This is a genomic window from Pseudomonas sp. FP2309 (assembly GCF_030687575.1).
GTDB lineage: Bacteria > Pseudomonadota > Gammaproteobacteria > Pseudomonadales > Pseudomonadaceae > Aquipseudomonas.
Genome location: NZ_CP117439.1, coordinates 5,361,239 through 5,385,029 on the forward strand (window position 1 = coordinate 5,361,239; position 23,791 = coordinate 5,385,029).

A 23,791-nucleotide genomic window follows, 5' to 3' on the forward strand; every position below is an offset into this window, starting at 1 on the left:
GTTGTCTCCTGAAGAAAGTCGGATTACGGCGCTTTGGCCACAGCGGCCGGTGGCGTCCAGATCACGTCCTTGATGCTCAAGGGTTTAGGGATCAATTTGAGTTGGTAGAAGCTGTCGGCGATTTTTTGTTGGGCGGCGACCACTTCAGGCGTGAGAAACAGCGCGCCGTAGCCCTGGCGCTTCACCGAGGTCAGGGTGATGTCAGCCGGCAGGCCGAGCAGCGGTGCGACTTGTTCGGTGACTTCCTGCGGGTTGGCCTTGGACCATTCGCCCACTGCACGCACTTCTTCCACCAGTGCCGTGATCACGTCCGGGTGTTGCTCGGCATACGGCTTGGTGGCCAGGTAGAACTGGTGGTTGTCGGCAATGCCGGTACCGTCACGCAGGGTGCGGGCTTGCAATTGTTTCTCGGCGGCGGCCTGGTACGGGTCCCAGATCACCCAGGCGTCCACGCTGCCGCGCTCGAACGCGGCGCGGGCATCGGCGGGCGGCAGGAAAACGGTCTGCACGTCGGTGTATTTCAGGCCGGCGTCTTCGAGGGCACGTACCAACAGGTAGTGCACGTTGGAGCCTTTATTGAGCACGATTTTCTTGCCCTTGAGCTCGGCCACGGATGTGATCGTCGAGTCCTTGGGTACCAGGATCGCTTCACTGGTCGGCGCGGGCGGCTCGTAGGCGACGTAGAGCAGATCGGCACCGGCCGCCTGGGCGAACACGGGCGGGGTTTCGCCGGTCACGCCGAAGTCGATGGAACCGACGTTCAGGCCTTCGAGCAATTGCGGCCCACCGGGAAACTCGGTCCACTGCACCTGCACGCCTTTGGCGGCCAGGCGTTTTTCCAGGGTGCCCTTGGCTTTGAGCAGCACCAGGGTGCCGTATTTCTGATAACCGATCCGCAAGGTCTCTGCGGCTTGGGCTTGAACAATGGCGCCGAAGGACACAGCCGCAGCAAACAGTGCGACCAGACCACGACGCAAAATGACAGTGCGCATGGCGCTCTCTCCAATTATGCGATGAGGGTTTTGGCTGCACCTGCTTGGCCGTTGGCGGCTGAGTAAGGTGAGTGTTTCTTAAAGGGGTGAGGCTTAGATGCTCCAGCGAGCAGTCAACAAACGATCATTCAATACATGGGGGTCCAGCGGTTTCGGGCGACGGGCCATGGCGCTGTAGAGCGTTTCAAGCGCCTCGTGCAAACGCTGCTCGAGCACCGGCACCAGTTGCGCCTGAACGCTGCCCTCGCCATAGGCGATCTGGCTGTCTTCGGCAAAAATGCCGTGGAGCAATTCCTGGGCCTTCAGCGCCGACAGCACCGGTTTCAAGGCATAGTCCACTGCCAGCATGTGGGCGATGCTGCCGCCCGTGGCCATCGGCAACACGACCTTGTGGGCCAGCGCGCGTTCAGGCAGCAGGTCGAGCACGGTCTTCAGCGCCCCGGAGAATGACGCCTTGTACACCGGCGTGGCGATCACCAGGCCGTCGGCGTTAGCCACCTGTTGCAGCAGGTCGATGACCTTTGGGCTGTCGAAGCGTGCGTGCAGCAGGTCTTCGGCCGGGAAGTCCCGTACCTGGTAACTCACCACTTCAACGCCTTTGTCTTGCAACCATTGACGGGTTTTTTCCAGCAGGACCCCGGAACGGGAACGCTGACTGGGACTGCCTCCAAGTGTGACGACCAACATGCAGGGATTCCTTGAGCAAGTGCCGGCGGTTCGCTGGGTGGGCGATGGCGCCAAGATGGAACAGACCTTATCAGTAGATTTATATATCTATAAATCTTATTTTTTCATTTGTTTATTCTTTAATTGCATATACGGTTTTGAAGTCACCAGACGAAAAAAAGGCCGTGGAAACGGCCTGAAAACCCCTGTGTCATTCAGCTTGAAAGGCAGTGCACTTGGTGACGCCATCGGGGACAAGCCCCCGAGCTTCAGCGATTGGGTTGTGGGGTGAGCCGCAGATAGGGCTTCACTGTCTTGTAACCCTTGGGAAAGCGCTTGTTGATCTCTTCTTCATCCTTGAGCGACGGCACGATCACCACATCATCACCGTCCTGCCAGTTGGCGGGCGTGGCGACCTTGTGGTTGTCGGTCAGCTGCAGCGAGTCGATAACCCGCAGGATTTCATGGAAGTTACGCCCAGTGCTGGCCGGATAAGTAATCGTCAGGCGAATCTTTTTGTTCGGGTCGATCACGAACAAAGAACGCACGGTAAGGGTGTCACTGGCGTTCGGGTGGATCAGGTCGTACAGGTCCGAGACCTTGCGGTCAGCGTCAGCCAGGATCGGGAAGTTGACCACGGTGTGCTGGGTTTCGTTGATGTCTTCAATCCACTTGTGGTGCGAGTCCACCGGGTCGACCGACAGGGCGATGGCCTGGACGCCACGCTTGGCGAATTCATCCTTGAGCTTGGCGGTAAACCCCAGCTCGGTGGTGCACACCGGGGTGAAATCCGCCGGGTGGGAAAACAACACACCCCAGCTATCGCCCAGCCATTCATGGAAACGAATCTTTCCTGCGCTGGAATCCTGTTCGAAGTCGGGGGCGATATCGCCCAGTCTTAGGCTCATGGTGTGGCTCCTGATGAATGCTTATGGAGCCTACTGTGCATGGATTGCAGATTATTTAAAAAGAATAAATATCGATTTATCTAGACGATAAAAGAATATTAAAAATGTGTTCATTGGACGCGGGAAAGGGCGAGGTGCAACATCGCTTTCAAGGTTCGAGAAGGCCTTGAGACGCTGTAAAGAGGGGTTCAGGAAGGGCTTGCGGGGGTTTAGCCCGACTTGAAAAGCAAGACACCTTGCCCGGCGTTGCGCCGGGCAAGGTTTTACGGTCTTACAACAGCTTTACGCTATTACAGCAGTGGCAGCGAGTAGCTGACGATTACGCGGTTTTCGTCTTGGTTGCGCTGACCGGCAATATCGTTGCGCCACATGGCGTTTTTCCAGGCCACACCGACGTTCTTGAACGTACCTTCTGGTACGACGTAGGCAACAGTGATGTCACGCTCCCACTCGTTCGCGCCATTGGAGTTTGTTTGGACCTGGGCAACACCCACTCGACCGCGGGTATCGATATTGTCGCCACGCAGGTAAACCACACCAGCAGTCAAACCTGGCACACCCACTTTAGCGAAGTCATACGCGTAGCGAGCTTGCCATGTACGTTCGCCAGCACGGGCAAACTTGGAGATCTGCGAGTCAGTGGTCAAGTAAGCCGACGAACCGTCGCCTTGGTTCAACCATGGGAAGTCGCTGTCACCGTTGCTGACCTGATAACCACCACCGAAGGTGTGACCGGCCACCGAATACAGGAACAAGCCGCTGTACAGGTTGTTGTCGACTTTACCTTTGGTGACGTTAGCGCCAGCAGCGGTAGTGCCGTAGTCACCGGTGGTGAAGTAGTTGGCGTCGTGGCTGTTGGCACCGTCAGCGCGGCTATTGAAGTAGCGCAAGTCGGTTTTCAACACGCCTGGACCAATCGCCCAGTTGTGCAGCAAGCCCAGGAAGTGCTGTTTGTAGAACTGATCCAGATTGCCGTAGTAGTACTGGGCAGTCAGGTCTTTGGTGATCTTGTAGTCGCCACCAGCGTAGTAGAACTTGTTGGTGTCGCGACCAGCAGCTGTACGGCCGTTGGCACCCGCGAGAGACAGGTTCTCGACGTTGCTGGAGTTACGACCCTTGGCTTTTTCGATCTGACCGGCAACCAGCGTCAGGTCCTTGATGTCGTTGGTGGTGATCTGGCCACCCTGGAAAGTTTGCGGCAACAGACGACCGTCGTTGGTGACGATGACCGGCAGCTTAGGCTGCAAAGTACCCAACTTCAGTTCGGTCTGGGAGATCTTGACTTTAGCGGTCAGGCCCAGGCTGGAGTAGTTATCAACGGCTTCGCCATTGGACTTGCTCGGGAAAACCGTACCGCCGTAAGAGCCAGCATTACCAGTCGACGCAGCGGTGGCGCCGTTGGTGCCGCCACCCGAATCCAGACGCACGCCCAGCAGGCCGATAGCGTCAAGACCGAAGCCTACGGTGCCTTGGGTGTAACCGGAGATGAAGCGCAGGTCAAAAGCTTGGCCCCACTCTTCCGCCTTGTTCTGCGCGCCGGCCGCTTTGGTAGCGTCGTCACGGTTATCAGTGTTGATGTAGAAGTTACGCAAACCCAGTGTGGCCTTGCTGTCTTCGATGAAACCGGCAGCGCCTGCGTGCTGGGCGATTGCGCCCAAAGCTACAGCCAAAGCCAAGGTGGACTTCTTCATGTACCGCTCCTCTCGTTTCTAATTTTTGTATTTCTTTGGTCTCAGGTCTGACGCCCTCGATCCACAGATGCGCGATTAGCACCGGATAGTGACTGGCAAGTCAATCGTAACCTTGTGTGTCTACTACCTTGGTCTAATCACCGTTGATTTGGTCCCTGCAGGGTAATGAGTTTTTCATAAACCCAAAAAGAATTATTTCATTCTTTTTCATACGATCCAGGAATAAGCATTTGCATAGCGCGGTCCAGCCAGGGAAGACTCGACGCTCCATAAGCTAATTCCTAAAGGGTATTTTTTAGCACTTTTTTAGATCGATCAGTATGGACGCTCTGCCGCATACGTCACCCACGATCAAAAAGGCGACGCCATGATGGCGAAAGGCATATCCTCCCGTCAATTTGTTACAGTTTTTGTGTCACTAATAATTTCTTTAGCTGTCTAAGGGGCCGCTTTGACAGCCGGCCGCGAGTACTCACCGCCCTTGTGCCGGGCGATATACACATCGGCAACCTCGGTTCAAGCCCTCCGGCGGCGGCAGACTTGCGCCATTTAGCCAACGTCGTCTTCAACATATCGGCGCAAATCAATACTTCTAAAGCATGGGTAGTGCGTAAGGCACAGCAAACCGAAGCGCTGCTCAAAGGCGGCACAGCGAAGGCGATCGGGAAACAGCGAAATGCTTGAAGGAGCAGGGGTAAGTTGAGACGGCGCTGCCGGACTATTCAGCGTTTGAGAGCGACCCGCGATCTGACTGAAGAAGCAGGCTTGCTCCTGCAATCAGATCTGAGGGTGCTCCCAAAACCGGGGGTTACAGGGCCTTTTCGAAAATCTTCGAATTACGCTGGTAGTTGTACAGCGAGGCCCGCGCCGACGGCAGACGGTCGACGCTGCTCGGCACGAAACCGCGCTCGCGGAACCAGTGGGCAGTACGGGTGGTGAGAACGAACAAGGTCTTCAGGCCCTGGGCACGGGCACGGGTTTCAATGCGTTCCAGCAACTCATCACCGCGCCCGCCATGGCGATACTCCGGGTTGACCGCCAGGCACGCCAGCTCGCCCGCGTCCGAGTCGGCGATCTGATACAGCGCCGCACACGCGATGATCATGCCCTCGCGCTCGACCACGCTGAACTGCTCGATCTCACGCTCCAGCACTTCCCGCGAACGGCGTACCAGAATGCCCTGTTCTTCCAGCGGGCTGATCAGGTCGAGCAAGCCGCCAACGTCTTCAATCGCCGCTTCGCGTACCAGTTCGAACTGCTCCTGCGCCACCAGCGTGCCGCCACCGTCGCGGGTGAACAGCTCGGTGAGCAACGCACCGTCTTCGGCATAGCTGACGATATGACTGCGCCCTACCCCGCCCCGGCAGGCTTCGGCCGCCGCATCGAGCAGTTCGGCCTGGTAGTTGCTGCTGCCCAGGCGTTGCAGGTGGGCCGGCACCTGTTGCGGGCGCAGTTCGCGCACCAGACGACCGTTTTCATCGATCAGGCCGAGGTCGGCGCCGAACAGCAACAGTTTGTCGGCCCCCAGATCGATGGCGGCGCGGGTGGCGACGTCTTCGCAGGCCAGGTTGAAGATCTCACCGGTGGGCGAATAACCCAGGGGCGACAGCAGCACGATGGAGCGCTCGTCCAGCAGACGGTTGATGCCTTTGCGATCGACGCGGCGCACTTCGCCGGTGTGGTGGTAATCCACACCTTCGAGCACGCCGATCGGGCGCGCAGTCACCAGATTGCCGCTGGCCACCCGCAGACGCGAACCCTGCATTGGCGACGAGGCCATGTCCATCGACAAGCGCGCTTCGATCGCGATACGCAGATGGCCAACCGCGTCGATCACACACTCCAGCGTTGCCGCATCCGTGATGCGCAGGCCTTCGTGGTAAGCCGGGGTAAGGCCGCGCGCTTCAAGGCGCGCTTCAATCTGCGGGCGCGAACCGTGGACCAGAACCAGACGCACACCCAGGCTGTGCAGCAGCACCAGGTCGTGGACGATATTGCCGAAATTGGGGTGGTCCACACCATCGCCGGGCAGCATGACCACAAAAGTGCAGTCGCGGTGGGCGTTGATGTAGGGCGAAGCGTGACGAAGCCAATTGACGTATTCGGGCATAACACCTGGGCCTGTAATAAAAAGCAGCCGAAAAAAGATGAATCGTGAAAACGCACAGCGGGCTGATGGTTATCGTCGGAACAGGCTTGGCGACACGCTCACTCTCCTTGTCTCTATGGACGAACAGGCAGGGGTTAATTTATGCAGGCTTGAGGCAGTAGTGTTCTATCAGCTCTCGCAATAGACGCACTGTAGGCGTCAAGCGTGACATTTCGAGGTATTCGCCCGGCTGGTGAGCACAGGCTATATCGCCAGGGCCCAAAACCAGGGTTTCACAACCAAGGCGCTGAAGATAAGGCGCTTCGGTGCCGAACGCTACTGCTTCGGCACGATGACCGGTCAATCGTTCCGCGACCCGCACCAGTTCAGCGTCTTCAGCCTGCTCGAACGGCGGCACCGCGGGGAACAGCGGCGCATAGTCGATCTTGACCTGATGGCGCTCGGCGAGAGGTTCGAGCTTCTGCCGGATGGCCGCGCGCAGCACCTCGGGGTCCATGCCCGGCAAAGGTCGCAAGTCGAACTCCAGAGAGCACTGGCCGCAGATGCGGTTGGGGTTGTCGCCACCATGAATGCAGCCGAAGTTCATCGTTGGCTGCGGCACGCTGAATTGTGGATTGCGGTATTCGCGCTGCCAGGCCAGACGCAGGCCGCGCAGTTCGCCGATGGCGTCATGCATGGCTTCGAGGGCGCTGTGGCCCAGTCTTGGGTCCGACGAATGGCCGCTTTGCCCGAGGATGTCGATGCGCTCCATCATCACGCCTTTGTGCAGGCGGATCGGCTTGAGGCCCGTGGGCTCACCGATCACCGCCGCGCGGCCCAGCGGGCGACCGGCCTCGGCCAGGGCACGAGCGCCCGACATCGAGCTTTCTTCATCGCACGTCGCCAGGATCAGCAATGGTTGCTTGAAGGGCTGATCCAGCAGCGGCAAGACCGCCTCGATCGCCAGAGCAAAAAAGCCCTTCATGTCGCAACTGCCCAATCCTACCCAGCGGCCGTCGACTTCCGTCAGCTTGAGCGGGTCGGTTTTCCATAGCGCCGCGTCATAAGGCACCGTATCGCTATGGCCGGCCAGCACCAGGCCGCCCGGCCCACTGCCGAACGTGGCCAGCAGGTTGAACTTGCCGGGGCTGACGGACTGGATGTCGATGGAAAACCCCAGGTCGCCCAGCCAACCGGCGAGCAAATCGATCACCGGGCGGTTGGTCTGGTCGAGAGACGCTTGAGTGCAACTGACCGAGGGCGCGGCAATCAGCGCGGCGAACTGCTCTTTCATAGTGGGTAACGGCATGCGCGGTCTCTCTACTTCCCGGATGAACCCCACTATAGAACCATCTGCACGACACAATAAACCGTTGCGGCGCGTTGCCGGGCTCAGTCCTGTACACTGCACGGCCTTGGCAGCCACCTTTTTCCCCGGCTGCGCTCCCGATCCTGGATTTTCCGGCCATGCAGAAAGAAACCGAAATCAAGCTCCGCGTCAGCCGCGAAACACTCGCCGCACTGCGTGAGCACCCGCTACTGAAAAAACGCAACAAAAGTGGCTGGGAACGCCGTGAGTTGATGAACCAGTATTTCGACACCCCAGAGCGTGACCTGGCCCAGGCCAAAGTCGCCCTGCGCCTGCGCAAAGACGGTGACGAGATCATCCAGACCCTCAAGACCCGTGGCCAAAGCGTCGCAGGCTTGTCGGAACGCAATGAGTACAATTGGGATCTGCCCAAAGCCAAGCTCGACGTGAAAAAACTCGACGGCGAATGCTGGCCCGAGCAACTGGCCGAGTTGGACAAAAAAACCCTCAAGCCAATCTTCACCACCGATTTCGTGCGTGAACGCGCTGAAATCGCCTGGGGTCGTGGCAAAGCCAAGGTGGTGATCGAAGCTGCCCTGGACCTGGGCCACGTGGTGGTCGGCAAGCAGAAAGAAGAAATCTGCGAGCTGGAACTGGAACTGCGCGAAGGCGAGCCGGCGGCCCTGCTGGAACTGGCCGCCGAACTGGCAGCCACCCTGGCCCTGATGCCCTGCGATATCAGCAAGGCTGAGCGCGGCTACCGTCTATATGACGCCGGCAGTTACTCGTTGAGCCTGCCAGCGCCGCAGATCCACGCCGAAATGCCGTTGGACGACGCATTTGCCGCGATCATGTGGCACCTGTTGGGCAGCAGCCAGCGTCTGGCCGAGCAATACCGCTTCAATGGTCACTGGCGCCTGCTGCAGGACTGGGTCGACAACCTCGGTGAATTGCGCGCGCTGATCGGCAGCCTCGGCCAGGCCGCACCGCGCCAATCCACCAGCGAGTTGCGCAGTGCACTGGACGCCTTGCTGGAAGACTGGCGCCCACTGGTACAGGCCGGTGATGACGACGAAGACATCCGCAAAGCCGCACCCGAGCAGTTCGCCGAAGAACTGCAAGACGTGCGCTGGGGCCTGTTCTCGCTGAACACCTCGCGCTGGCTGCTGGCCCGCAGTTGGACCGCCGAGCGTAACGTCCGTGGCAACCGCCAGGGCGCCGCGCAAATCACCAACTGGCTGCCACGCCTGCTGGCCGACGACGCCGTTGCGCTGCAACTGTCGCGCTACCAGCAACAACCGGAAGACTTGGCCGAGCAACTGCCGCGTATCGAACGCATCCAGGCCTGGCTGCACCACGCACGTCATGTGGTGGACATTCCGGAACTGGACCGCTTGTACGGCGAGCTGAACAAGTTAGCGCAACTGGCCAACCAGCCAATCACCGATGAGTCGCTGGATGCGCGGATGCATCAGGCGATTGCGGTGTACCAGAACCGTGCGTGGAAGACGCTGCTGCGCCTGTAATCACCATCGCGGGCAAGCCTGTCAGCGCAACACTGGCAGGCTGGTGGTCGATTTGATCTCGGACAACGCCACAATCGAATTGACCTCCTGAATCCCCGGCACCATCGACAGTTTTTCGAAGAAAAACCGCTCGTACGCCTCAATGTCCGACGTCACGATGCGCAGTAAAAAATCCACCGCGCCCATCAATACATAGCACTCCAATACTTCCGGAAAGCCTCGAATGGCATCGGTGAACTCCGTGAAGTTGGATCGGCCGTGGGCGTTGAGTTTGACCTCGGCGAAAATCTGCGTGTTCAGGCCTATTTTCTTACGGTCCAGCAGCGTCACCTGGCCACGAATCACACCCTCGTCCTTGAGCCGCTGAATCCGCCGCCAACATGGCGACTGGGACAGGCCGACCTGCTCGGCGATCTGCGCACTGGAGAGCGACGCATCTTCTTGTAGCAGGGCCAGGATACGGCGGTCGTAAGCGTCCAACTCGCTGCGCATAAAAATACCTTTTATGGTCGTTACCTTGAATTGATTCATTCAATAAGGTGCAATTCGAGCCCATCTTAGATAAGAAATCTCCGCAAGCGCATGTAAAAATTTCTTCCGTCGAATCTGGAGAATCAGCATGCACGCCGTCGAAACCCACCACCCAACCGGTCGCGTCGATGCCTGGGCCGTCAGCACCGCTCATTGCCAAGCCCATTACAGGGTCGCCGCCGAGGCCGAGCCTGACGTGCTCTGTCGGGTACTCAACTTTTTCGCTTTGCAGTTTTTAACGCCCAGCCAAGTCACCGTAACCCGCGCAGACGGCCTGTTGAATATCGACATTGTGATAGATGGCCTGAGCTGGCACCGGGCCCAAGTGATCGGCGAAAAGATCCGAAACTTGATCAACGTGTGCACGCTGGACATGTGGTCGGCTGATTCCGTCGGGCCTCAGGCGGTCATTGCGGCCGCCCGGTAAAAGCCTGCAATACACAGTGAAGGGAGGATATTCAGGGGCCGACTAGCCTGGGATGACGTCCAAGATATCCAGGAACACCTTCATGTCTGTTGATCAGCGATTGGAACTGCATGCGTTGCTGCCGCCTTTGCTCGAGGCTGGGCTTATCACCGCCGACATTGCTCAACGTTTGTGCGCGCTGCCGGCCGGCAATACCCAGCACCCGCTGGAATGCATCGCAGCCCAGGGGCCCTGCCTGGAAACCCTGACCCATTGGCTTGCCCTGCATGTCGGGCAACCTTATTTGCGCATTGATCCCTTGAAGATCGATGTGGCAAAGCTGGTGCCGCTGATGTCCCAAGGGTTTGCCCAACGCCACGCCATTCTTGCCGTCGCAGTGGATGCGCACACCGTCACCGTCGCCAGCGCCCAGCCCAATGTGACCGGTTGGGAAGCCGGGCTGGCGCAGATGCTCAGGCGTTCCATCAAGCGCGTGGTGGCCAACCCTCAGGAAATCCAGCGCTGTATCGGCGAGTTTTACCGGCTGGCAAAGTCCGTCAGCGGTGCGGATCCAAAAGCGGCATCGCAGGGTAACTTCGACCTGCTTAACCTTGGCAGCGGCGACCAGGAGCCGGACGCCAACGACGCGCATATCGTCCATATCGTCGACTGGCTGTTGCAGTACGCTTTCGCCCAGCGCGCCAGTGATATTCATGTCGAACCCTGCCGTGAGCAGGGGCAGGTGCGCTTTCGCATTGATGGGCTGTTGCACGATGTGTATCAATTCCCTCCTCACGTCACGATGGCGGTGGTCAGCCGCCTGAAAAGCCTGGGCCGGATGAACGTCGCGGAAAAACGCAGACCTCAGGACGGCCGGGTCAAGACCAAAAGCCCGGTGGGTGTCGAGGTTGAGTTGCGCCTGTCGACCTTGCCCACCGCCTTCGGCGAAAAGCTGGTGATGCGGATTTTCGACCCTCAGGTGCTGCTCAAGGACTTCGATCAGTTGGGCCTGTCCGCCGAGGACCAGCAGCGCTGGCACGCCATGACTCGCCAGACCAGCGGCATCATTCTGGTCACCGGACCCACCGGCTCGGGCAAGACCAGCAGCCTCTATACAACGCTCAAGCAACTGGCGACCCGCGAGGTCAACCTGTGCACGGTGGAAGACCCGATAGAAATGGTCGAACCGGCGTTCAACCAGATGCAGGTGCAGCACAACATCTACCTGACCTTCGCCAGCGGCATCCGCGCCCTGCTGCGCCAAGACCCCGACATCATCATGATCGGCGAGATACGCGACCAGGAAACCGCAGAAATGGCGATCCAGGCCGCGCTCACCGGGCATCTGGTGCTGTCGACGCTGCACACCAACGACGCACCCAGCGCTATCAGCCGTTTGCAGGAGCTGGGTATTGCTCATTATTTGATCAAGGCCACCTTGCTGGGAGTGATGGCCCAGCGATTGGTACGCGTGCTGTGCCCCCACTGCAAAAAGGCGGCGGGTGAGGTGTACGAGGCCATTGGCTGTGCGCAATGCCGAAACAGCGGGTATCGGGGCCGAGCAGGGGTGTACGAGGTCATGGTGCTGAACGAGGCGATCAAAGCGCTCATCACGCCAGGCGCCGATGTGCAGTCGTTACGGAGGGCCGCGATTGAGCAAGGGATGTGTGACCTGCGCACAGCCGGCATGGGAAAGGTGAAGGCAGGGCTGACCACCATGGCGGAGGTATTACGGGTGACGCCCGGTGATTCAGTAACAAAACCCTTGCTTGCAGCGCTTTGAAACCGTTCTTATCGGTGACAACACCGCTACAATCGGCCGGACATCGTGTCACTGACACCATCAGATAGGGAATCGCCATGCAGATCGGAACCGTACTGCTTCTTTTCGTGGGTTTGGCCATCGCCATCCTGTTCATGGGCTTCAAGGTAGTACCCCAGGGCTACCAATGGACGGTCGAGCGTTTTGGCCGCTACACCAACACGCTCAAGCCCGGCCTGAATATCATCATTCCAGTCATGGACCGCATTGGTCGCAAGATCAACGTGATGGAAAGCGTGCTGGACATCCCGCCTCAGGAAGTGATCACGGCCGACAACGCCACGGTGCAGATCGACGCTGTGTGCTTCTTCCAAGTGGTCAATACCGCCCAGGCCGCCTACGAGGTCAACAACCTCGAACATGCCATTCGCAACCTGCTGCAAACCAATATCCGTACGGTACTCGGCTCCATGGAACTGGACGCCATGCTCAGTCAGCGCGACGGCATTAACGAGAAACTGCTCAAAACCGTGGACGAAGCCACCGCACCGTGGGGCATCAAGATCACGCGTATCGAAATCAAAGACATCAGCCCACCCGCCGACTTGATGGCCGCCATGTCCGGCCAGATGAAAGCCGAGCGGATCAAGCGTGCGCAAATCCTGGAAGCCGAGGGCCTGCGGGCATCGGCGATCCTGACGGCCGAAGGCAAGAAGCAGGCGCAGATCCTCGAGGCCGAGGGCAGCCGGCAAGCGGCGTTTTTGGAGTCCGAGGCCCGTGAACGTCAGGCCGAGGCAGAAGCGCGTGCAACGCAGGTGGTGTCGCAAGCCATCGCGTCGGGCAGCGTGCAGGCGGTCAACTACTTCGTCGCCCAGAAATACATCGACGCCTTGGGCAAGCTGGCCTCTGCCAACAACAGCAAGGTGATTCTCATGCCGCTGGAAGCAAGCCAGGTGATTGGTGCGGTCGGCGGTATCGGCGAGATCGTCAAGGCAACGTTCGATAACAAGAAAGGCTGAGGCCATGTGGGATTTCCTGCAGCACCTGTCATTTTGGGATTGGCTGGCACTGGGCACGGTGCTGCTGATTCTTGAGGTATTCGGCGCCGGTGGTTACCTGTTGTGGATGGGTATCGCCGCTGCTGCCGTGGGCGTGATCAAGTTCCTGGTACCGCCACTTGGTCTGGAGTGGCAGCTGCTGCTGTTCGCAGTGCTGTCGATACTGACGGCGGTGTACTGGTGGAAACGCCAGCGCAGCAGTGCCAAGGCCAGTGATCAGCCGGGGCTGAATGAGCGGGGTTCGGAGCTGATCGGTCGTACCTTCCTGGTGCATCAAGCCATCGTGGACGGCCGGGGCAAAGTCAAAGTCGGCGATGGTGTGTGGATGGTGACCGGCCCGGACAGCCCCGTAGGCGCTCAAGTCCGAGTAGTGGGTCAGGACGGTGTGATATTAAAAGTTGAAACTGTTTAGTCAGTGATGGAACTCGGTTGCGCTATCTACAATCAAAACCCTCAGATAACCCCACCGGAGTCACCCATCATGCGTCTCAAATATGCTGTCGCAACCCTCGCTGTGCTTTCCCTTCCTGTCGGTTCAGCCATGGCCGATAGCTTCTGGCGCAATGTCATCTCGTCGGGCGCCACCACCGGCTCGACGTACCTGACCTTCAAGGACCACAAGCTGGTAGTTGCCGCCCAGGACGACGCGGGCAGCTTCGTGGCCAGCGATGGCGGGATCCGTGGCCCATACCTGGAAGCCGCCATGCAAAAAGTCCGCGCCGAGAACCCTGGCCTGCAAGCCACGGACATGGAACTGGCCAACGCCATCCTCGCGAAAAACGCTGTCACCGAGTGATACCCCCCGCTTTAAAAAATGCCGCTGCTACAGCGGCATTTTTTTGCCCGCGACGTGACGATTCATTCACAGGCGACAGGCTATATTCAGTCATGCCGTGCAACCATATCCGCACTGATAAGCCTCTCATTCATCGCCAATCTGAAACGGACGCCTTCGTCGCTATGAGCCAACAGCCCTTTCTGCCGTTCTCCAAACCTACTATCGATGAAGCCACTATTTCGGCGGTAGGCGATGTGCTTCGCTCGGGCTGGATCACCAGCGGGCCGAAAGTCCAGGCGTTCGAGGCCCAGCTGTCGGAGTACTTTGGCGGCCGTCCGGTGCGCACATTCAACTCTGGCACCTGCACCATGGAGATCGGCCTGCGCATCGCCGGTATCGGGCCGGGGGATGAGGTCATCACCACACCGATCTCGTGGGTCGCCACGGCGAACGTGATCCTGGAGGTGGGCGCCACACCGGTGTTTGCCGATATCGACCCGGTCACCCGCAATATCGACCTGGCCCAGGTGGAAGCGGCGATCACGCCGCGCACCAAGGCAATCATCCCGGTGTACCTGGCCGGCCTGCCTGTGGATATGCCGATGCTTTACGCCCTGGCTAACAAGTACAACCTGCGTATCGTCGAGGATGCCGCCCAGGCCCTGGGTTCCAGCTGGGATGGAGAGCGTATCGGTGCCACGGGAGACTTCGTGTCGTTCAGTTTTCAGGCCAACAAGAACATCACCTCTTCCGAGGGCGGTTGCCTGGTGTTGAATAACGCCGAAGAGGCACGCCTGGCAGAAAAATACCGCTTGCAGGGCGTGACCCGCAGCGGCTTCGACGGCCTGGATGTGGACGTGTTGGGCGGCAAGTTCAACATGACCGATATCGCCGCCGCCATCGGGCTGGGGCAGTTTGCCCACATCGAACAGATCACCGCCCACCGCCAGAACCTGGCGCGGCACTACTTCAAGTGCTTTGGCAGTGATTTTGAAGAAAGGTATGGCGCGCAATTGCCCCCGGCAGATTTCGAAAACAGCAACTGGCACCTGTTCCAACTGGTGCTGCCGGAACGCCAGGATGGCTTGCCCGCCCGCGCGACCTTCATGGAGCAGATGCAAGCCCAAGGCGTGGGTATTGGCTATCACTATCCGCCGATTCACCTGCTTAGCCTGTATCGGGCGCAGGGGTTCAAGGAGGGGATGTTTCCAGTGGCGGAGCGGGTTGGGCGTTTGATCGTGTCGTTGCCGATGTTTACGGCGATGACAGAGGCGGACGTGGAACGGTCGGTGGCGGCGGTCAAGGCAGTGCTGAAAGCGAACTGACACTCACCACCGGCGGCGCTTGAATGTGGGAGGGAGGCTTGCGCCCTCCCACATCGGTCTTGCGTTTACTCGCCGATAGCGGATTTGTAACCGGCGGCATCCAGCAATTTGCCCACTTCGGCCGCGTCGCTTGGCTTGAGCTTGAAGATCCAGGCGCCGTAAGGGTCGGAGTTCAGCAGCTCAGGGCTGCCACCCAGTTCCTCGTTCACGGCAATCACTTCGCCCGCAATCGGCGAGTAGATATCCGAAGCGGCCTTCACTGACTCAACTACGCCCGATTGATCTCCAGCGGCAAACACCTTGCCCACTTCTGTCAGCTCAACAAACACCACATCCCCCAACGCTTCCTGGGCATGGTCGGAGATGCCGACGGTCACAGTACCGTCGGCTTCCAAACGGGCCCATTCGTGGCTTTCGGCAAAACGCAGGTCCGCAGGGATATTGCTCATAGTCTGTGTCCTCAAGAAAAAGTGTCAGCGGCCATTGGCCTGCCGGAAGGTTAGATCAAGGTTTTGCCATGGCGCACAAAGGTCGGTTTGACCACTCGAACCGGGTACCACTTGCCGCGGATTTCCACTTCGGCCCGATCGGCAGTCGCCGTCGGTACACGCGCCAGGGCAATGGATTTGCTAAGCGTAGGAGAGAAACTACCACTGGTGATCTCTCCTTCGCCAACATTGGCGATGCGAACAACCTGATGAGCCCGTAAAACACCACGCTCTTCCAGCACCAGCCCAACCAATTTGAACTGCACACCGGCCGCCAACTCGGCCTCCAGCGCTGCACGGCCGATGAAATTACGCGCGGCGGGCTCCCAGGCGATGCTCCAGGCCATGTTCGCCGCCAAGGGCGAAACGTCCGGGTGAATGTCCTGGCCGTACAGGTTCATGCCGGCTTCAAGGCGCAGGGTGTCCCGCGCGCCAAGGCCGATAGGTGAAATACCGGCGCCCACCAGGTCGTTGAAAAAGCCTGGGGCCTGATCGGCCGGCAGGACAATTTCCAGGCCGTCTTCGCCGGTGTAACCCGTGCGGGCGATGAACCAATCGCCATCGGCCTGGCCTTCAAAGGGCTTGAGCTGGTGAATCAGGGTACCGCGCGATTGGGTGACCAGTTCGGCAATTTTCTGCCGGGCATTGGGGCCTTGAATGGCGAGCATGGCCAACTCCGACCGCTCATGCAGTTGCACCTGATAGCTGCCCAGTTGCGCTTGCATCCAGGCCATGTCCTGATCACGGGTGGCGGCGTTGACCACCAGCCGGTACGCGGCCTCGGTGCGGTACACGATCATGTCGTCCACCACGCCGCCGCGCTCGTTGAGCATGGCGCTGTACAACGCACGGCCGCAGCCGTGCAAACGATCCACATCATTGGCCAGCAAGTGCTGCAGCCATTCCTTGGCCTGGGGGCCTGTGACATCGATCACGGTCATGTGAGATACATCGAACACCCCGCAGTCGCGTCGCACCTGATGGTGCTCTTCAACTTGCGAGCCGTAGTGCAGAGGCATATCCCAACCGCCAAAATCGACCATTTTCGCGCCGAGGGCGAGATGCAGGTCATACAGAGGCGTACGCTGTCCCATGGGTTTCTCCTTCCGGGCTTGGCGAAGGTGCGCAGCGTTGCTGTTCGTGCTGAAAACCTTGAAAAGCAAGGGCTACAGCCACGTACAGCGACCCGATCCGAAAGGCGGAGCGCACCGAATGCCGCGCATTGTAGCCGCAAGCCGTAGGACTGGCACCTAACCGATGGGTCGAGCAGAGCGTCGAATCAACCCAATGACCGGCAGCAGGCCCACCAGCACCAGCGTCAGTGCCGGCAAAGAGGCCCGCGCCCACTCGCCTTCGCTGGTCATTTCAAAGATCCGCACCGCCAGCGTGTCCCAGCCAAACGGGCGCATCAGCAAGGTGGCCGGCATTTCCTTGAGCACATCGACAAACACCAGCAACGCCGCGCTCAAGGTTCCGGGGAGCAAGAGCGGCAGATACACTTTGAAAAACAGTCGTGGTCCACTCACGCCGAGACTGCGCGCGGCTTCCGGCAATGAAGGCCGGATGCGTGCCAGGCTGTTTTCCAACGGTCCGTAGGCCACCGCCAGAAAACGTACCAGATACGCCAGCACCAGCGCCGACAGGCTGCCCAGCAGCAACGGCTTACCCGCACCGCCCAGCCAGCCCGACAGCGGCACCACCAGTTCACGGTCCAGGTAGCTGAAGGCCAACATGATCGACACTGCCAGCACCGAGCCCGGCAAGGCATAGCCGACGTTGGCCAGACTGATACCGGAGCGAATCGCCCGTGTCGGCGCCAGACGGTTGGCGAAGGCCAGCACCAGCGCCACGCTCACCGTGATCAGCGCCGCAATGCCGCCAAGATAAAGGGTATGTACGATCAGCCCCGCATAGCGTTCATCCAGATCGAACCGCCCGCGCTGCCAGAACCACGCGACCAGTTGCAGCACCGGGATCACAAAGGCACACGCGAACACCAGACCACACCAGGTACTGGCCGCTGCCGCCTTGAAACCGGTCAGGTGGTACAGCGCCTTGCCCCGTGGTCGCTCGTTGCTCGGGCGGCTGGCGCCCCGTGCGCGGCGTTCGCCGTACAACACCAGCATCACCACCAGCAGCAACAGGCTGGCCAGTTGGGCTGCGCTGGACAGGCTGAAAAAGCCGTACCAGGTCTTATAAATGGCCGTGGTGAACGTATCGAAGTTGAACACCGAGACCGCACCGAAATCCGCCAGGGTCTCCATCAACGCCAGCGCAACCCCGGCACCGATCGCTGGCCGCGCCATCGGCAGTGCCACCCGCCAGAACGCTTGCCACGGCGATTGCCCCAGCACCCGTGCAGCCTCCATCAAGCCTTTGCCCTGGGATAGGAATGCGCTGCGCGCCAACAGGTAAACGTAGGGATAAAACACCAGCACCAGCACAATGATCACGCCGCTGGTGGAGCGCACGCGCGGCAGGCGCAAGCCGCTGCCGAGCCAATCTCGCAGCAGGGTTTGCACCGGGCCCGAGAAGTCCAGCAGGCCAACAAATACAAAGGCCAACACATAAGCCGGAATGGCGAACGGCAGCATCAATGCCCAGTCGAGCCAGCGTCGCCCAGGGAACTCACACAGGCTGGTCAACCAGGCAAGGCTGACGCCCAGCAGTGTCACGCCGATGCCAACGCCGAGCACAAGGGTCAAGGTATTGCCCAGCAGACGCGGCATCTGGGTTTCCCAGAGATGGGACCAGATCTGCACGTCGATGCTTTGCCAGGACAGCAACAGCACGCTCAGCGGCAGCAGCACCAGGGCGGCGACGGTGAAGACCGGCAGGTACCAACGGCGTTGGGCGGGGTGGGCCAAGGAAAAACTCTCATGAAAATGAAAATCTTGAAGTCGCCGCTAACATTTAGACCTGCGGTGTCGCGCAGATTGTACTTAGTTCCAGCCCGCCCGATCCATCAACCGAATCGCCTCAGCCTGACGCTTGCCCGCCACTTCCACCGGCAAGGTGTCCGCAACAAACTTGCCCCAGGTGGCCACTTCGGCCGACGGCGGTACCGCCGGGTTGGCCGGGAACTCCTGGTTCACGTCCGCAAAGATCTGTTGCGCCTCAGGCGTGGTCATCCACTCCACCAGGGCCTTGGCAGCCTCCGGGTGTGGCGCGTGCTTGGTCAGGCCGATACCCGACAGGTTCACGTGCACACCACGGTCGCCCTGGTTCGGCCAGAACAGCTTCACCGCCAGGTCCGGCTTCTGCTTGTGCAGACGACCATAGTAGTAGGTGTTGACGATACCCACGTCGCATTGCCCGGCGTTGATCGCTTCCAGAACAGCGATGTCATCGGAAAACACGTCGGTGGAAAGGTTATTCACCCAGCCCTTGATGATTTCTTCGGTCTTGGCCGCGCCGTGGGTTTCAATCAGGGTCGCAGTCAGCGACTGGTTGTAGACCTTTTTCGCCGTACGCAGGCACAGACGTCCTGCCCACTGCGGGTCGGCCAGGGCTTCGTAGGTGGTCAGCTCTGCCGGTTTTACCCGGTCAGTGGAATAGGCGATGGTCCGCGCGCGCAGGCTCAAGCCGGTCCAGGCGTGTTTGGAGGAGCGGTATTGCAGGGGGATGTTCTTGTCGATCACCGGTGAGGTGAAGGGTTGCAGGATACCCATCTGCTCGGCTTGCCAGAGGTTGCCGGCATCGACGGTGAGCAGCAGGTCGGCGGTGGCGTTTTCGCCCTCGGCCTTGATGCGCTGCATCAGCGGGGCTTCCTTGTCGGTGATGAACTTGACCTGCACACCGGTCTTTTTGGTGTAGGCGTCGAACACCGGCTTGATCAGTTCGTCGATGCGCGAGGAGTAGACCACCACTTCGTCGGCTGCCTGCACGGTGGTGCTGCCGATCAGGGTGAGTGCCAGGGCAGTCAGAAGGCGCTTGGGTGCCAACATAGGTGCGGTCTCTCGTTTGCAAAGGGAGCGCAAATGATAGGGACTCACATTTGGTAACGCTTGGCGGAGGCGTTACCAGATGTTGCACAGATGCCTCAGGGCCTGGCCAGCTCCGGCAGATCCCCGGTCAATCCGAGGGCCTGGCGCACAAATACCGCCTTGGCTTCGGGCATCTGGTCGACCATCTTCAAGCCGGCATTACGCAACCAGCGCAACGGCAGTTGATCGGCCTGGAACAGCCGTTCAAAGCCTTCCATCGCGGCCATCAGCGCCAGGTTGTGCGGCATACGCCGACGCTCGTAACGGCTGAGCACTTTCACATCCGCCAGGCGCTCACCGCGCTCAGTGGCCGACAACAGCACTTCGGCCAGCACTGCCGCATCGAGAAAGCCCAGGTTCACGCCCTGCCCCGCCAAAGGATGGATCACGTGAGCCGCATCGCCGATCAATGCCAGCCCTTCGGCCACATAGCGTTTGGCATGACGCTGGCGCAACGGCACGCAGACCCGCGGATCGGCACTGAGCACGGTGCCGAGGCGCCCTTCGAAGGCGCGCTCCAGTTCACGGCAGAACGGTTCGTCATCCAACGCCATCAAGCGCTCGGACTCAGCCGGCGTGGTCGACCAGACAATGGAGCACCAATCTTCCTGCCCGTCCCGTTCCAGCGGCAAAAACGCCAGCGGGCCGTGATCGGTAAACCGCTGCCAGGCCGTGCGCTGGTGCGGCTGGCTGCTGCGCACGCTGGTGACGATGGCGTGGTGCAGATAATCCCACTCACGGGTCGCGGTACCGGTGAGGCGACGTACGGCGGAATTGGCACCGTCGGCGGCAACCACCAGCGGTGCGCGCAAGGTACGGCCATCGGCCAGGCTCAGCAGCCAGTCATCGCCGGAGCGACGCATCTGTTCCAGGCGCGCGTTGGCCAAAAGGCCCAGGTCGCAGTCGTGCAGACGGTCGAGCAAGGCATCCTGCACCACACGGTTTTCGACGATATGCCCGAGCACGTCGGCATGCACGCTGGCGGCCGCAAAGTGGATCTGCCCGGTGCCGCTGCCGTCCCACACTTGCATCTCGCCATACGGGCTGGCACGGCGCGAAATGATGCCGTCCCACACACCCAGGCGCTCAAGAATGCGCTGGCTGGCGGCCGACAACGCGCTCACACGGGGCTCGAAGGCCGCGTCGCGGTCGAACGGTTTGACACTCAGCGGGCTGCCGTCGAGCAACAGCACGTGCAGGCCGCTGCCCTGTAACGCCAGCGCCAGGGCGCTTCCGACCATTCCGGCCCCGACAATCAGCACATCTGCGCGCATGTCCATGCTTTAAGCCTGTCTCGCTGACGGCTTGCGCCGCACGTAAAGGGTTTTGTCGACCCGCGCCACCAGGGTGCCGGAGCCGTCATGAATCTGGACCTTGAGGTGGGGCAGGTACTTCTCGCCACCTTCGGTCTGTCGACGCACTTCATCCAGCAAAGCGTCATCGATGAAAAATTCCGCATATACCGGGCCTTTGCCCGGCGAGATAAAGTCGATGCTCGCGGCCTTGTCCCACACGATGTAATCGCGGCCCAGGTTCTCCATCAGCATCAGCATGTAGAACGGGTCGACCATCGAATACAGGCTGCCGCCGAACTGGGTGCCGACATAGTTACGGTTGTACCAGCCCAGGCCCATGCGCACTTTGACATGACGAAAATCCGCACTCATGTGCCGCACTCTGACCCCGGCCCCCAGGTACGGCGGGTACAGGGTCATGACCCAGCGCAACAACCGCGCCTTGCCCAGACGCTCACCCAGCCACTTACGCATCGGGACGCGTACCCAGGCCCATGGCCTGACGGGCGAACCAGCGCTTGGCCGGCGGCAACAAGTCCAGGCCCAACAGGCCCATGTTGCGCCCGAACGCCACCAGCGGCTGGGCGCTGCCGAACAGGCGCGTGACCTGATCGGAGAAGCCCACGGTCAACTGCTGGTCCAGCCGCTGACGCTCGCGATAGGCCTGCAGGGTCGCCAGGTCACCTGGTACCGCCGGCCCGGCCAGCAAGGCCTCGGCCAGGGCGTTGGCATCGCGCAGGGACAGGTTGAACCCCTGCCCGGCAATCGGGTGCAGGCTGTGGGCGGCATTGCCGAGGATAGCCAGGTGCGAACGCACTTGCTCTTCGGCCTCCACCAGGGTCAGCGGATACAAATGTCGCGCGCCGACTTGTTTGAGGGTGCCCAGGCGATAGCCGAACACATCCTGCAATTCGCTCAGAAAACTGCGCTCATCGAGGCCGGCCAGGCGCTGGGCGTCCATGCCGATACGGGTCCACACCAGTGCGCAGCGGTTATCCGGCAGCGGCAGCAAGGCCATCGGCCCCTCATCGGTAAAGCGTTCGAAGGCTTCGCCGTTGTGGGATTCACTCGGGGTGATATTGGCGATCAACGCGCTCTGGTTATAAGGCCGGGTTTTCACGCCAATGCCCAATTGCTCGCGCAAGCCGGAGCGGCCGCCATCGGCGAGCACCGCAAGGTCGCACTCCAGCACGGTTTCGTCGTTGAGGGTCAGGCGGTAGCCGTCGGGCAGTGGCTCCAGGCGCGAGACTTCCGCAGGGCAGCGCCAGCTCACCACATCTTTATCCAGGCCCTGCCACAGGCATTGGCCGAGCCAGGCGTTTTCCACCACATAGCCCAGAGCCGGCACGCCCTCCTCCATGGCGGACAAGCGCGCGGTGGAGAAGCGGCCTTTGTCCGACACGTGAATCTGTTTGATCGGCTCGGCACGCGGGGAAATAGCCTGCCACACACCCAGGCCCTGATAGATCTGCCGGGCGCCGAACGAAAGCGCCGAGGAGCGCGCATCGTAGCTTGGCTGATAGCTGTCACCCGGCGCGAAGGGTTCGATCAGCATGATCTTCCAGCCCCGCGCCTTGGCCCCCGCCTGCAATGCCAGCGCCAGGCTCGCACCGACCAGACCGCCGCCGATGATCGCCAGGTTGACCCGACTCATCGCGCAGCCGCCATCAGGGCTTCAATCTCGGCGACAGTCTTGGGCACGCCGCTGGTCAGAATCTCACAGCCTTGTTTGGTCACTATCACGTCGTCCTCGATGCGCACGCCAATGCCACGCCATTTCTTTGCCACGCTGGTGTTGTCCGGCGAGATGTAGATCCCCGGCTCCACGGTCAACGCCATGCCGACTTCCAGCACGCGCCATTCACCACCCACTCGGTACTCGCCCACGTCATGCACATCCATGCCCAGCCAATGGCCGGCGCGGTGCATATAGAAGGGTTTGTAGGCTTCGCTGGCGATCAGTTCATCGATATCACCTTGCAGCAAACCCAGCTTCACCAGCCCGGCGGTGATGACCCGCACGGTGGCCTCATGGGCCTGGTTCCAATGTTTGTTCGGCGCGATCTCGGCAAAGGCGGCTTCCTGGGAGGCCAGCACAACCTCGTAGATCGCTTTTTGCTCAGGCGAAAACTTGCCATTGACCGGCCAGGTGCGGGTGATGTCACTGGCGTAGCAGTCGATTTCGCACCCGGCGTCGATCAGCACCAGGTCGCCGTCCTTGAGCAGCGCGTCATTCTGCTGGTAATGCAGGATGCAACTGTTGCGCCCGGCGGCGACGATAGAGCCATAGGCGGGCATTTTCGCGCCGCCTTTGCGGAACTCATAATCCAGCTCGGCCTCGAGGCTGAATTCGTAGAGGCCGGCGCGGCAAGCTTGCATCGCCTTCACATGGGCCGCACAGGAGATCCGTGCGGCTTCGCGCATCACCTTCACTTCCGCCGCCGATTTATACAGGCGCATGTCGTGGAGCAAATGATCCAGGGCAACGAATTCGTTCGGCGGCTGGGCGCCAAGGTGCGCTTTAGAGCGGATCACATTGATCCACTCCATCAGGTGCCGATCGAATTCGGCGTTGCTGCCCATGGCCGAATAGACCCGGTCGCGGCCTTCGATCAGGCCGGGCAGGATGTCGTCGATATCGGTGATGGGGAAGGCATCGTCGGCGCCGAACACACGGATCGCACCTTCGGTGCCGGCACGCAGGCCGTCCCACAATTCGCGTTCGGCGTTGCGTTCACGGCAGAACAGCACGTACTCGCCGTGCTGGCGACCGGGCATCAGCACGATCACCGCCTGGGGCTCGGGGAAGCCGCTCAGGTACTGGAAATCGCTGTCCTGGCGGTAGACGTGCTCCACATCGCGGTTGCGGATCGCCACGGCGGCAGCCGGCAGGATCGCGATGCTGTTGGGTTCCATCTGCGCCATGAGCGCCTTGCGGCGCCGGGTGTATTCCGCTTTAGGGATATGGATCATGGGCAGAT

The 23,791-nt window shown here is 60.4% G+C and carries 22 protein-coding genes; 7 read left to right on the top strand and 15 right to left on the bottom strand.

The features are described 5' to 3' along the window. Positions 1-23 precede the first annotated feature (23 nt). The 6 genes from PSH59_RS24795 to argE all read right to left on the bottom strand — a co-directional run bounded on the left by PSH59_RS24795 (position 24) and on the right by argE (position 7,655). Complete coding sequence (locus tag PSH59_RS24795) at positions 24-992, bottom strand: sulfonate ABC transporter substrate-binding protein (protein WP_248081644.1); 969 nt, start codon at positions 990-992, stop codon at positions 24-26. Positions 993-1,085: 93 nt separating this feature from the next. Then, positions 1,086-1,679 (bottom strand): NADPH-dependent FMN reductase, encoded by a 594-nt coding sequence (gene ssuE, locus PSH59_RS24800; protein WP_248081646.1) that lies wholly within the window; start codon positions 1,677-1,679, stop codon positions 1,086-1,088. A gap of 248 nt (positions 1,680-1,927) precedes the next feature. Then, positions 1,928-2,566 carry a peroxiredoxin gene (locus tag PSH59_RS24805; RefSeq protein WP_305393885.1) on the bottom strand — a complete coding sequence of 213 codons (639 nt, stop codon included), beginning with the start codon at positions 2,564-2,566 and terminating at the stop codon, positions 1,928-1,930. A gap of 290 nt (positions 2,567-2,856) precedes the next feature. Next, positions 2,857-4,257 carry an OprD family porin gene (locus PSH59_RS24810; protein ID WP_248081652.1) on the bottom strand — a complete coding sequence of 467 codons (1,401 nt, stop codon included), beginning with the start codon at positions 4,255-4,257 and terminating at the stop codon, positions 2,857-2,859. Positions 4,258-5,065: 808 nt separating this feature from the next. Further along, complete coding sequence (argA, locus tag PSH59_RS24815) at positions 5,066-6,367, bottom strand: amino-acid N-acetyltransferase (protein WP_248081654.1); 1,302 nt, start codon at positions 6,365-6,367, stop codon at positions 5,066-5,068. 139 nt (positions 6,368-6,506) lie between these two features. Continuing rightward, positions 6,507-7,655, bottom strand: a complete 1,149-nt coding sequence (gene argE, locus PSH59_RS24820; RefSeq protein WP_248081656.1) for an acetylornithine deacetylase — start codon at positions 7,653-7,655, stop codon at positions 6,507-6,509. A 158-nt stretch (positions 7,656-7,813) separates the two neighbouring features. Here argE and PSH59_RS24825 point away from each other — a divergent pair, with 158 nt between their 5' ends. Beyond that, positions 7,814-9,181 carry an inorganic triphosphatase gene (locus tag PSH59_RS24825; protein WP_305393886.1) on the top strand — a complete coding sequence of 456 codons (1,368 nt, stop codon included), beginning with the start codon at positions 7,814-7,816 and terminating at the stop codon, positions 9,179-9,181. A gap of 21 nt (positions 9,182-9,202) precedes the next feature. On the opposite strand, the gene PSH59_RS24830 is transcribed toward PSH59_RS24825, so the two are convergent. After that, positions 9,203-9,673, bottom strand: coding sequence for an Lrp/AsnC family transcriptional regulator (locus PSH59_RS24830; protein WP_248081659.1), 471 nt, complete (start codon positions 9,671-9,673; stop codon positions 9,203-9,205). 127 nt (positions 9,674-9,800) lie between these two features. Here PSH59_RS24830 and PSH59_RS24835 point away from each other — a divergent pair, with 127 nt between their 5' ends. The 6 genes from PSH59_RS24835 (at position 9,801) to PSH59_RS24860 (ending at position 15,041) form a co-directional block, all read left to right on the top strand. Next, entirely contained in the window at positions 9,801-10,139 is a 339-nt protein-coding gene (locus PSH59_RS24835; RefSeq protein WP_305393887.1) for a hypothetical protein, read from the top strand. Positions 10,140-10,221: 82 nt separating this feature from the next. Further along, complete coding sequence (locus PSH59_RS24840) at positions 10,222-11,901, top strand: GspE/PulE family protein (protein ID WP_305393888.1); 1,680 nt, start codon at positions 10,222-10,224, stop codon at positions 11,899-11,901. Positions 11,902-11,978: 77 nt separating this feature from the next. Next, a complete protein-coding gene (locus PSH59_RS24845; protein ID WP_248081662.1) occupies positions 11,979-12,899 on the top strand; it encodes an SPFH domain-containing protein in 921 nt (306 codons plus the stop codon). Positions 12,900-12,903: 4 nt separating this feature from the next. Then, positions 12,904-13,350 carry an NfeD family protein gene (locus tag PSH59_RS24850; protein WP_248081663.1) on the top strand — a complete coding sequence of 149 codons (447 nt, stop codon included), beginning with the start codon at positions 12,904-12,906 and terminating at the stop codon, positions 13,348-13,350. Between the two features lie 69 nt (positions 13,351-13,419). After that, positions 13,420-13,734 (top strand): DUF2388 domain-containing protein, encoded by a 315-nt coding sequence (locus PSH59_RS24855; RefSeq protein WP_135290698.1) that lies wholly within the window; start codon positions 13,420-13,422, stop codon positions 13,732-13,734. A 164-nt stretch (positions 13,735-13,898) separates the two neighbouring features. Continuing rightward, positions 13,899-15,041, top strand: coding sequence for a DegT/DnrJ/EryC1/StrS aminotransferase family protein (locus PSH59_RS24860; RefSeq protein ID WP_305393889.1), 1,143 nt, complete (start codon positions 13,899-13,901; stop codon positions 15,039-15,041). Positions 15,042-15,106: 65 nt separating this feature from the next. On the opposite strand, the gene gcvH is transcribed toward PSH59_RS24860, so the two are convergent. From gcvH to pepP, 8 genes are all read right to left on the bottom strand, one after another. Continuing rightward, positions 15,107-15,490: a glycine cleavage system protein GcvH gene (gene gcvH / locus PSH59_RS24865; protein WP_305393890.1), complete on the bottom strand. Its 384-nt coding sequence runs from the start codon at positions 15,488-15,490 to the stop codon at positions 15,107-15,109. Positions 15,491-15,540: 50 nt separating this feature from the next. Further along, positions 15,541-16,623, bottom strand: a complete 1,083-nt coding sequence (gene gcvT, locus PSH59_RS24870) for a glycine cleavage system aminomethyltransferase GcvT (protein WP_248081669.1) — start codon at positions 16,621-16,623, stop codon at positions 15,541-15,543. 156 nt (positions 16,624-16,779) lie between these two features. Beyond that, positions 16,780-18,396, bottom strand: a complete 1,617-nt coding sequence (locus PSH59_RS24875) for an iron ABC transporter permease (protein ID WP_305393891.1) — start codon at positions 18,394-18,396, stop codon at positions 16,780-16,782. A gap of 75 nt (positions 18,397-18,471) precedes the next feature. Beyond that, positions 18,472-19,476, bottom strand: coding sequence for an extracellular solute-binding protein (locus PSH59_RS24880; protein WP_248081675.1), 1,005 nt, complete (start codon positions 19,474-19,476; stop codon positions 18,472-18,474). Between the two features lie 95 nt (positions 19,477-19,571). Further along, positions 19,572-20,789, bottom strand: a complete 1,218-nt coding sequence (locus PSH59_RS24885) for a 2-octaprenyl-3-methyl-6-methoxy-1,4-benzoquinol hydroxylase (protein WP_305395332.1) — start codon at positions 20,787-20,789, stop codon at positions 19,572-19,574. 9 nt (positions 20,790-20,798) lie between these two features. Next, positions 20,799-21,284, bottom strand: coding sequence for a DUF4442 domain-containing protein (locus tag PSH59_RS24890; protein ID WP_305393892.1), 486 nt, complete (start codon positions 21,282-21,284; stop codon positions 20,799-20,801). Further along, positions 21,277-22,464 (bottom strand): 2-octaprenyl-6-methoxyphenyl hydroxylase, encoded by a 1,188-nt coding sequence (ubiH, locus tag PSH59_RS24895; protein WP_305393893.1) that lies wholly within the window; start codon positions 22,462-22,464, stop codon positions 21,277-21,279. The genes PSH59_RS24890 and ubiH overlap by 8 nt, the downstream gene beginning before the upstream one ends. Beyond that, a complete protein-coding gene (gene pepP / locus PSH59_RS24900; RefSeq protein ID WP_248081683.1) occupies positions 22,461-23,783 on the bottom strand; it encodes a Xaa-Pro aminopeptidase in 1,323 nt (440 codons plus the stop codon). Before pepP ends, ubiH begins: the two co-directional genes overlap by 4 nt. Positions 23,784-23,791: the final 8 nt, after the last annotated feature.